The sequence below is a fragment of the Sandarakinorhabdus sp. FBCC-B8862 genome (assembly GCF_059745315.1).
In genome coordinates this window covers 412,333-422,552 of sequence record NZ_CM185574.1, presented here as the reverse complement: position 1 = coordinate 422,552, position 10,220 = coordinate 412,333, and the positions used below count along the sequence as shown (strand labels likewise).

Genomic DNA, 10,220 nt, shown 5'->3' with positions numbered 1-10,220 from the left:
TGGTGGCAGACAGGGTGTGATTCGAACCCCCCGGCGTGGCACACGCCAGACCAATGATCCGTGGGTTCAGCGATTGGGCAGGTTGGCGGACAGAGTGGGATTCGAACCCACGGTGAGGTTTCCCCCACGGCGGTTTTCAAGACCGCTGCCTTAAACCACTCGGCCATCTGTCCGGCGCTTGGCCTAGTGGCTGACAGGCGGTGCGGTCAAGTCACGTTGTGCGGGCGCACCTTGCGCAACTCGGTGGGGGAGCGGCCATAGCGGGCGGCGATCACCTCGTTGAAGCGGCGCAGCGAGGCGAAGCCGGCGGTGTGGGCAATCTCGGTCATCGGCAGGGCGGTGTGGGCGATCATCTGCATGGCGCGCTGCACCCGGCGGGTCTGGGCGACTTCGATGGGGGAGGCGCCGATATGCTGGCGGAACAGGCGGGTGAGGTGGCGAGCGCCGACACCGCAGCGCGTCGCCAGTTGCTCCACCGTGCCCTCGCCATCGAGCGCGCCGGTATCGATGAGCTTCAACGCGCGCTCGACCGTGGTGCGGGTGCCGTTCCAGGCCGGGCAGAAGGGGGCAGATTCGGGCCGGCATTTGAGGCAGGGGCGGTATCCTTCGCGCTCGGCGGCGGCAGCGCTGGGAAAGAAGCTGATGTTGCGGGTGAGCGGCGGCCGCACGCGGCAGACCGGGCGGCAATAGATGCCGGTGGTCTTGACCGCGATGAAGAACATCCCGTCATAGGCCGGATCGCGGGCGAGACGGGCGGCGTTCATCGTGTCGAAATCGAGGCCGTGAACGGTTGGCGAGGCAGGGGCGTGCATGGCGGAAATGATACGCCCAGCCCTCGCAGGCGGCCAGAGGCCAGGCGAAGACCATGGCCGATTTCCGCCAGCGACGTTCTTACAGCCGGGTCATCGCCAATGCGGCCTTGCTGCCATAGCGCGCGCCCGATGTGTGGGGCAGGGCAGCATCCAGGGCTGCAATGTCGGCTGGTGTGAGGGACAGATTGGCGGCACCGGCCGTGTCGATCAGGGTGGCGCGGCGCTTGCAGCCGGGGATGGGGATGACATCATCGCCCTTGGCCAGGAGCCAGGCAATGGCGACCTGGGCCGGGCTGGCCTGGTGATTGGCCGCAACCTGTTTCACCACGGCCACGGCCGCCAGATTGGCATCATAATTGGCGCCCTGATAGCGCGGATCATGGTGGCGATAATCGCTGGGCGGCAGATCTTCGGCGCGCGGCACCTGGCCGGTGAGGAAACCGCGACCAAGCGGGGAATAGGGCACGAAGCTGACCCCCAGTTCGCGGGCGGTGGGGGCGATTTCGGCCTCCACATCGCGTTCCCACAGGCTCCATTCGCTCTGCAGGGCGGCAACCGGCGCCACCGCGCAGGCGCGGCGCAGCGTGGCGGCTGAGCATTCGGACAGGCCGATGGCGCGGATCTTGCCTTCGCGCACCAGATCGGCCAGCGTGCCGACCACATCCTCGATCGGTACGGCGGGATCGACACGGTGCTGGTAGAACAGATCGATGACATCGCTGTTCAGCCGCTTGAGGCTGGTTTCGCAGACGGCGCGGATATGGGCGGGCTGGCTGTTGACGCCAGCGACCTTGCCGCCTTCGATGCGGAAGCCGAATTTGGTGGCGATCACCGCCTGGTGCCGGCGGCCGGCCAATGCTTCGGCCAGCAGTTCCTCGTTGGCGAAGGGGCCGTAGATTTCGGCGGTGTCGAAGAAATTCAGGCCGATATCAAGGGCATGGTGGATGGTGGCGATCGCTTCGGCGCGATCGACCGCGCCATACATGGCGGCGGCGCCGGCGGTGCCGGCCATGCCCATGCAGCCCAGACCGAGGGCAGAGACGGTGAGCGGGCCGATCCGGCGGGTGTGCATGGCGCAATCCTTTCAATAGGCAGCGCCACACGCTAAGACATGTCGCCATGACAGCCAAGCAAAGCCGCCGCTATTTCGGCACGGATGGGATCCGGGGCCTGACCAACAAGACGCCGATGACGGCGGCCCTCGCCATGAAGGTGGGCCAGGCCGCGGCGCGGCATTTCCTGCGCGGCCAGCATATTCACCGGGTGGTGATCGGCAAGGACACGCGGCTTTCCGGCTATATGATGGAATCGGCGCTGACCGCCGGGTTCACCAGCGTGGGCATGGATGTGACGCTGCTCGGCCCGATGCCAACCCCGGCGGTGGCGATGCTCACCCGGTCGATGCGGGCCGATTTGGGCGTGATGATTTCGGCGAGCCACAACCCGTTTCACGACAATGGCATCAAGCTGTTTGGCCCCGATGGCTATAAATTGTCGGACGAGGATGAGGCCGCGATCGAGGCGCTGCTGGAGGAGGAGATTGCGCTGGCCGAGCCGCGCGCCATCGGCCGGGCGCGGCGCATCGACGATGCGCAAGGGCGCTATATCCATTTTGCCAAGGCGACCTTTCCCGAACAGCTGCGCCTCGATGGCCTGAAGATCGTTGTCGATTGCGCCCATGGTGCGGCCTACAAGGTGGCGCCGGCGGCATTGTGGGAACTGGGCGCCGAGGTGACTGCCATGGGCGTGGCGCCGGATGGCTTCAACATCAACGATTCTGTCGGCTCCACCCACCCCAAGGCGCTGCAGCTGAAGGTGCTTGAAAGCGGCGCCGATATCGGGATCGCGCTGGATGGCGATGCTGACCGGTTGATCGTGGTCGATGAACGCGGCCAGGTGGTGGATGGGGACCAGCTGATGGCCCTGATCGCCGCGCGCGCGGCGGAGGCCGGCACGCTGAAGGGCGGGGCGCTGGTGGCGACCGTGATGTCCAACCTGGGGCTGGAGCGGTTCCTGGCCGGCCGGGGCGTTGCCCTGCACCGCGCCGCGGTGGGCGATCGCCACGTGCTTGAAATGATGCGGACCACCGGCTGCAACGTGGGCGGCGAACAATCGGGGCACATCATCCTTTCTGATCATGCCACCACCGGCGATGGCCTGGTGGCGGCGCTGCAGGTGCTCAGCGCGCTGGTGGCAACGGGCAGGCCGGCGAGCGAGTTGCTGCACCAGTTTGATCCGCTGCCGCAGTTGCTGAAGAATGTCCGCTTCAAGGGTGGGGCGCCGCTGGAAACCGCCAGTGTGAAGGCGGCCATTGCCGCGGCCGAAGCCGCACTGGCTGGCAGCGGCCGTCTGCTGATCCGCAAGAGCGGCACCGAGCCGTTGATTCGGGTGATGGCCGAAGGCGAGGACAAGGCGCTGGTTGCCCGCGTCGTCGATGATGTGTGTGCGGCGGTGGCGGCGGCCTGATGCTGGCGATGCGCCCCGATTGCGAACGCTGCGGGGTGGATCTGCCGCCGGATCAGGCGGGCGCCCGCATCTGTTCGTTTGAGTGCAGCTTTTGCGCCGATTGTGCGGACGGGCCGCTGGCCGGGCGTTGCCCCAATTGCGGTGGCGATCTGCAGCCGCGGCCGTTGCGGGTGGGGGCGGCCCTGGCGCGTTTCCCGGCATCGCTGGAGCGCAAGCATGGTCGCTAGAATCCTCTGCATTGCCGGGTCCGACAGTGGTGGCGGCGCCGGAATCCAGGCCGATATCAAGACGATCACCGCGCTGGGCGGCTTTGCCATGACGGCGGTGACGGCGGTCACCGTGCAGAACACGCGTGGTGTGACCGCCGTCCACGGCGTGCCGCCGGAGATTGTCGCCGGCCAGATCCGCGCCTGCATTGATGATATTGGCGTGGATGCGATCAAGATCGGCATGCTGGGCAGCGAGGCGGTGATCACGGCCGTGGCCGATGCCCTGGCCGGCGTGACCGTGCCGATCGTGCTGGATCCGGTGATGATCGCCAAGGGCGGCGCCGCCCTGATCGAGGAAGAGGCGGTGTGGGCGCTGATGCAGCGCCTGCTGCCGTTGGCCAGCGTGATCACCCCCAATGCGCCGGAGCTGGAGGCGCTGACCGAAACCGAGGTGGCGGATGCGGCCGATATGTTGTTGGCCGCGCAGGAACTTTTGAACGCCGGGCCGCGCGTCGTGCTCGCAAAAGGGGGCCATCTGGACGGTGATGAGCTGACCGACTGGCTGGTGACGCGCCATGGCCACCTGGCGTTCAGCGGCGCGCGCATTGCCAGTGGCAGCACCCATGGCACCGGCTGCACCCTGTCGGCGGCGCTGGCCTGCGGGCTGGGGCAGGGGCTGGCACTTCCGGATGCGGTGGGGCGGGCGCGGGCCTTTGTGCGGCTGGCCATGTTGTCGGCCCCTGGCCTGGGGGCGGGTCATGGCCCGATGGGGCATCAGGCGGTGATCAACGATGGGACGGCGCTCGCCCCGGTGCTGAACCAGATCACCCTGGCAGCCCGCGATTATGCCGCGTCGGTCGCCTTTTACCGTCTGCTGGGGCTGCGCCAGATCGTGGACAGCCCCGACAATGGCTATGCAAGGTTCGAGGCAGGCAATGGCGTCACCCTGTCCATCCATGCTGATGGCGCGGCGGTGGGGGGTGCCACCATCTATCTGGAATCCTTGCGGCTGGATGCCTGGGTGGCCGAATTGCGGGCGGCCGGGCTGGGGTTTGAACAATTGCCGCGTGACGAGGATTGGCGCTGGCGCGAGGCGCGGCTGCGCGATCCGGCTGGAAACAGCATCTGCCTTTATCATGCTGGCGAGGATCGGCGGTTCCCGCCCTGGCGCGTGTGATCGTTGCCGGGGTGGATGAGGCCGGGCGTGGACCCTGGGCCGGGCCGGTGGTGGCGGCCGCTGTCATCCTGCGTGGGGCGGTGCCAAGTGGCTTGAATGACAGCAAGAAATTGAGCGCCAAGCGGCGCGAGGCGCTGTTTGCGGCGCTGCTGGCCAGCGATTGCCGGATCGGCGTGGGGCAGGCCAGCGTGGCCGAGATTGATGCGCTGAACATCCTGCAGGCCAATCATCTGGCGATGACGCGGGCGGTCGACGCGCTGGGCGAAGTGCCTGATCTTGTTCTGGTGGATGGCAACCGCCTGCCACCCTGGCGCTGGCCGGCGCGGGCCATTGTGGGCGGCGATGGGCTGGAGCCGGCGATTTCGGCGGCATCGATCATCGCCAAGGTGACGCGCGACCGGATCATGGCCGAGCTGGACGGCCAGCACCCCGGCTATGGCTGGGCGCGCAACCAGGGCTATGGCACCGCCGATCATGTGCGCGCGTTACAAAGCCTGGGCCCGACACTGCATCACCGGCGCAGCTTTGCCCCGGTGAAGCGGGTGCTGGCGGAATTTTCCAACTGAGTCTTTTGAGTCACACCACTAGGGATTGAGTCCTGCTGGCCCCGTGGGACTCCAGATATTGTGCCTGTTCCCGATTTGATTCCATTCCCGAGCGAATCAGGGAATCCCATTGATTCAAAATGATTCTTGACGGCGAATCGCATCTGACTCATCACCATCACCTGTTGGACAGGGAGTGGTTTGATGAAGGCGTTTCGCAGCCCCGACATGATGGATGCTGAACGGCTGCTGGTGGAAACCGGCCTGTCGGGCCGCAAGACCGCGCCCAGGCTTGCCACCAACCGCATCATCCGCGGCGACTGTATCGAGGCGATGAACGCGCTGCCGGCCGGCAGTGTCGATCTGATCTTTGCCGATCCGCCCTATAATCTGCAGCTGGGCGGCGATCTGCACCGGCCCGATGGCAGCCAGGTCGATGCGGTGGATGATGATTGGGACAAATTCTCGAGCTTCGCGGCCTATGACCGCTTCACCCGCGCCTGGCTGAAGGCGGCGCATCGCCTTCTGAAGCCGGATGGCGCGATCTGGACCATTGGTTCCTATCACAACATCTTCCGCGTCGGCGCCGCGCTGCAGGACGAAGGCTATTGGCTGCTGAACGACATCGTGTGGCGCAAGGCCAATCCGATGCCCAATTTCAAGGGCACCCGCTTCACCAATGCCCATGAAACCCTGATCTGGGCGGCGAAGAGCGAGAGCAGCCGATACTGCTTCAACTATCACGCCATGAAGGCGATGAACGAGGATGTGCAGATGCGGTCGGACTGGTTGATCCCGATCTGTACCGGCAACGAGCGGCTGAAGGACGGCGGCGCCAAGGCGCACCCGACGCAGAAGCCCGAGGCGCTGCTCTATCGCATCCTGGTGGCCTGCACCCGGCCCGGCGATGTGGTGCTCGATCCCTTCTTTGGCACCGGCACGACCGGTGCGGTGGCGAAACTGCTCGGCCGGCGCTGGATCGGCATCGAGCGTGAGGAAAAATATGCCCGCGTGGCGGAACAGCGCATCGCCGCGCTGCTGCCGCTGGAAGGCGGCGCGACCCTGATCAGCGAAGGCAAGCGCGCGGAGCCGCGCATCCCGTTTGGCAGCCTGGTCGAGAGCGGCTTTGTCCGCCCCGGCACACGTCTGTGGGGTCCCGGTCGCCGGGTTGGTGCCAGCGTTCGCGCGGATGGCAGCCTGGACATGGCCGGGCGCACGGGCTCCATCCATCAGATGGGCGCGGCGGCCCAGGGGCTTCCTAGCTGCAACGGTTGGACCTTCTGGCACATCGAAGATGACGATGGCCGGTTGGTACCTCTGGATGCCAGGCGTCAGGCGTTCCGCCTGACCACTGCGGCGGGCGCTTGACGCCTGGTATCCTTCGGATCACGGCGGTTGCGGCTTTGATTGCGAAAGAACCCGGTCATTGTGCCATTTTGGCCTTGTGTAGGACAGGTTGGCCGGTAACGCGTTGAATATTATAGTATTTGTCGGGCATCGCTTGCTGCGTGGCTGACAGGGCACGAGTCGATGGCCGTGCCGGCGTGGCAAAACCGCCCTGTTTTGTGCCCGCAACTGCGCGCGCGGTGACCGCAGTTGGTGCGGCGGTGACCGCGGCCCGCGCGCCGGTGGTGGCGGGTCTGGTTTCCGGTGCCAGCTGGCGGGCCGCGCCAAAATGACAGCAATTCTGCCGCACCCCTTGCGGCCCCCGTGTTGACTGGATAGGACACTGCCCATCCGCATTGATGGGAGTGAGTGATGCGCGTTTTCCTGATTTCTGCCAGCCTGATTGCGCTGGCCACCCCGGCCCTGGCCGCCGACAGCAAGCCGCAGATCGGCAGTTTCGGTTTCGACACCGCCGGCATGGACACCAGCGTGAAGCCGGGTGACGATTTCGTTGCCTATGCCAACGGAAAATATTTCGCCAACTTGCAGATCCCGGCCGACAAGACCGCCTTTGGCATGTCCAGCGGGCTTTCGGATCTGAGCCGCGAGCGCACGCGCACCATCATCGAGAAGGCCGCGGCCAGCAATGCAGCGCCGGGCAGCGAGGCCCAGAAGGTTGGCGATTATTTCGCCACCTACATGGATGAGGCCGCCATCGAGGCCAAGGGCATCGCGCCGATCAAGCCGGATCTGGATGCCGTTGCCGCCATCAAGGACAAGACCGGCTATGCCGCACTGATCGGCAGCTATCTCCGCCTGGGCCAGGGTGGCCCGATCCAGTTCGGCATCGGCCCGGATCGCAAGAACCCGGATCGCTTTGTCGTGCAGGGCGGCCAGGGCGGCCTGGGCCTGCCCGACCGGGATTATTATCTGGATGAGAAGAACCCGGCCTTTGCCGCGGCGCGCGTGAAGTACAAGGCCTATGTCGCGACCATGCTGGGCCTGGCCGGGTATGACAATGCCGCCGCCCGCGCCGATGGGATCTTTGCGCTGGAAATGCAGCTGGCCAAGGTGCACTGGAGCCGCGTTGAGCGCCGCCAGGCCGAAAAGACCTACAACCCGGTGCCGGTCGGCGAGCTGGGCACGCGCTTTCCGGGCTTTGACTGGGCCGCCTATTTCAAGGCCAGCACCATTCCGGTGCAGGGCGATGTGATCATTTCCACCCCGAGCTCGGTGGAGGCGATTGCCAAGATCATCGATGGCGCCGATCTGAATGTGCTGAAGGATTATATGGCCTTCCAGATCCTGCGCAGCGCCTCGTCGGGCCTGCCCAAGGCCTTTGGCGATGCCACCTTCGACATGTACAACAAGACGCTGGGTGGCCAGCCGGAGCAGGCGCCGCGCTGGAAGCGCGGGGTGGATTTCACCTCCAATGCGCTGGGTGAGGCCATCGGCAAGCTTTATGTCGCCGAATATTTCCCGCCGGCGGCCAAGGCCAAGATTGACGAGCTGGTGAAGAACATCATCGCCGCGCTTGACGCCCGGCTCGACAAGCTGGCCTGGATGGACCCGAAGACCCGCGCTGCCGCGCGGGAGAAGCTGGCCGCCTTCACGCCCAAGATCGGTTATCCCGACAAGTGGCGCGATTATTCCAAGCTGACCATCGTGCGCGGCGACATGATCGGCAACGCCCGCCGCCTCGCCGAGTTCGAATTCAACGACGATGTGGAGAAGCTGAACAAGCCGGTGGACCGCAGCGAGTGGTTCATGACGCCGATGACGGTGAACGCCTATGCCAATCCGACCTGGAACGAGATCGTGTTCCCGGCCGCGATCCTGCAGGCGCCCTTCTTTGATCCCAATGCCGATGATGCCGTGAACTATGGCGCGATCGGCGGCGTGATCGGCCATGAAATCACCCACCACTTCGACGACCAGGGCCGCAAATATGACAAGACCGGCCGCCTGGCCGAATGGTGGACTGCCGACGATGTGGCCCGCTTCAAGGAAGGCACCGACAAGGTGGTGGCGCAATATGGCGCCTATGAGCCGCTGCCGGGCAAGAAGATCAACGGCCAGCTGACGCTGGGCGAGAATATGGCTGACCTTGCTGGCGTGACCATCGCCTATGATGCCTATCAGCGCAGCCTGAAGGGCAAGAAGGCCAAGGTGATCGATGGCTTCACCGGCGATCAGCGCTTCTTCCTGGCCTTTGCCCAGAGCTGGCGCACCAAGTATCGCGACGCCGCGCTGCAGCAGCAGCTGGTGACCGATCCGCACACCGCCAGCCACTTCCGCCCCTATGTCGTGCGCAACCTCGATGTGTGGTACAAGGCGTTCAACGTGAAGCCCGGCGAGAAGCTGTATCTGAAGCCGGAAGAGCGGATCAAGGTGTGGTAAGACGTTATTATCGCCCGATCCTGACGCAAGGGGAGGGGCTGCCGCTGGCCGGCGGCCCCTTTTCCTTTGCGCGGGCCGAAGTGCTGACCCGCGCCGGCAGCGAAGGCATGATTGCCGCCGAACAGGTGCCGGCGGACTGGCTGGCACGGCTGACCGCGCCGCGCCCGGTGCTGGCGCGCTGGGGGTATCGCCAGTTGCCGCTGGTGATGGGCATCTTGAACGTGACGCCCGACAGTTTTTCCGATGGCGGCCGGCATGATGATCCGGCGCTGGCCGGCGCGGTGGCGCAGGCCATGCTGGCCGATGGCGCGGCGATCATCGATGTGGGCGGGGAATCCACCCGGCCGGGCGCGCGCGAACTGCCGGTGGCGGACGAACTGGCGCGCATCGAAGGGCTGTTTCCGGCGCTGGCCGGCTGCCCCTGGTCCATCGACACGCGCAAGGCCGGGGTGATGAGGGCAGCCTTGGGGGCTGGCGCGGGCCTGATCAACGATGTGTCGGCGCTGTGCCATGATCGCGGCGCGCTGGCCGTGGTGGCGGACGCGCAGGCGCCGGTGGTGCTGATGCATCACCAGGGCACGCCGGAGACGATGCAGCAGGCCCCGCATTATGATGATGCGTTGCTGGATGTGTTTGACTGGCTGGAGGGGCGGATTGCCGCAGTGGTGGCCGGCGGCGTGGCGCGGGAGCGGATCATTGCCGATCCCGGCATCGGCTTTGGCAAAGGGGTCAACCACAATGTCGCGCTGCTGAAAGGCCTTGCACTGCTGCACGGGCTGGGGGTGCCGATCCTGCTGGGGGCCAGCCGCAAGTCCCTGATAAGCAAGCTTTCTGCTGATGAACCGGTGGAACGGCGGCTGCCGGGCAGCCTTGCCATCGCGCTGGCCGGGGCCAGTGCCGGCGTGCAGATGCTGCGCGTTCATGATGTGCCGGAAACCGTGCAGGCCCTGAAGCTGTGGGCGGCGGCGCAGCCCTGTCTGGGCTGAGAGGGCTTCTGCCCCTTCACAGCCGCGAATACTCTGCTAACAGGCGAAACGCAGCCTTTGCGGCAGTGCAACGTGAACACGCAATTTTTGAGGGTTTTGCCAGCCATGGCCAGCAACAATCATCCGATGGACGGTCACAAATCGACCTATTCGGGCTTCACCGCCGCCGCCAAGTGGGGGACGATCTTTGTCGTCACCGTGGTGGTCGCGCTCTATGTGTTCCTGGTCTGATTGACGCG

Annotated in this window: 10 protein-coding genes and 1 tRNA gene; 8 read left to right on the top strand and 3 right to left on the bottom strand. The window is 65.7% G+C overall.

The annotated features are described in order from the left end of the window. Positions 1-83 precede the first annotated feature (83 nt). The 3 genes from AC6BOR_RS02105 to AC6BOR_RS02095 all read right to left on the bottom strand — a co-directional run bounded on the left by AC6BOR_RS02105 (position 84) and on the right by AC6BOR_RS02095 (position 1,884). A tRNA-Ser gene (locus AC6BOR_RS02105) sits at positions 84-173 on the bottom strand. Positions 174-206: 33 nt separating this feature from the next. Continuing rightward, positions 207-812: a bifunctional transcriptional activator/DNA repair enzyme AdaA gene (locus AC6BOR_RS02100; RefSeq protein WP_498059574.1), complete on the bottom strand. Its 606-nt coding sequence runs from the start codon at positions 810-812 to the stop codon at positions 207-209. Positions 813-891: 79 nt separating this feature from the next. Beyond that, the gene (locus tag AC6BOR_RS02095; protein WP_498059573.1) at positions 892-1,884 is read right to left on the bottom strand and encodes an aldo/keto reductase; all 993 of its coding nucleotides are present in this window, start codon (positions 1,882-1,884) and stop codon (positions 892-894) included. A gap of 47 nt (positions 1,885-1,931) precedes the next feature. Between AC6BOR_RS02095 and glmM the strand changes: the two genes are divergently transcribed. The 8 genes from glmM (at position 1,932) to AC6BOR_RS02055 (ending at position 10,212) form a co-directional block, all read left to right on the top strand. Further along, the gene (gene glmM, locus AC6BOR_RS02090; protein WP_498059572.1) at positions 1,932-3,278 is read left to right on the top strand and encodes a phosphoglucosamine mutase; all 1,347 of its coding nucleotides are present in this window, start codon (positions 1,932-1,934) and stop codon (positions 3,276-3,278) included. Continuing rightward, positions 3,278-3,505, top strand: a complete 228-nt coding sequence (locus tag AC6BOR_RS02085; protein WP_498059571.1) for a DUF1272 domain-containing protein — start codon at positions 3,278-3,280, stop codon at positions 3,503-3,505. Before glmM ends, AC6BOR_RS02085 begins: the two co-directional genes overlap by 1 nt. Then, a complete protein-coding gene (gene thiD, locus AC6BOR_RS02080) occupies positions 3,495-4,664 on the top strand; it encodes a bifunctional hydroxymethylpyrimidine kinase/phosphomethylpyrimidine kinase (RefSeq protein WP_498059570.1) in 1,170 nt (389 codons plus the stop codon). The genes AC6BOR_RS02085 and thiD overlap by 11 nt, the downstream gene beginning before the upstream one ends. Next, complete coding sequence (gene rnhB / locus AC6BOR_RS02075; RefSeq protein ID WP_498059569.1) at positions 4,661-5,230, top strand: ribonuclease HII; 570 nt, start codon at positions 4,661-4,663, stop codon at positions 5,228-5,230. The genes thiD and rnhB overlap by 4 nt, the downstream gene beginning before the upstream one ends. A gap of 210 nt (positions 5,231-5,440) precedes the next feature. After that, a complete protein-coding gene (locus tag AC6BOR_RS02070) occupies positions 5,441-6,577 on the top strand; it encodes a site-specific DNA-methyltransferase (protein WP_498060690.1) in 1,137 nt (378 codons plus the stop codon). Between the two features lie 390 nt (positions 6,578-6,967). Then, the gene (locus AC6BOR_RS02065) at positions 6,968-8,995 is read left to right on the top strand and encodes a M13 family metallopeptidase (protein ID WP_498059568.1); all 2,028 of its coding nucleotides are present in this window, start codon (positions 6,968-6,970) and stop codon (positions 8,993-8,995) included. Next, complete coding sequence (gene folP / locus AC6BOR_RS02060; protein ID WP_498059567.1) at positions 8,989-9,981, top strand: dihydropteroate synthase; 993 nt, start codon at positions 8,989-8,991, stop codon at positions 9,979-9,981. The genes AC6BOR_RS02065 and folP overlap by 7 nt, the downstream gene beginning before the upstream one ends. A gap of 105 nt (positions 9,982-10,086) precedes the next feature. Further along, positions 10,087-10,212: an aa3-type cytochrome c oxidase subunit IV gene (locus AC6BOR_RS02055; RefSeq protein WP_498059566.1), complete on the top strand. Its 126-nt coding sequence runs from the start codon at positions 10,087-10,089 to the stop codon at positions 10,210-10,212. Positions 10,213-10,220 lie beyond the last annotated feature (8 nt).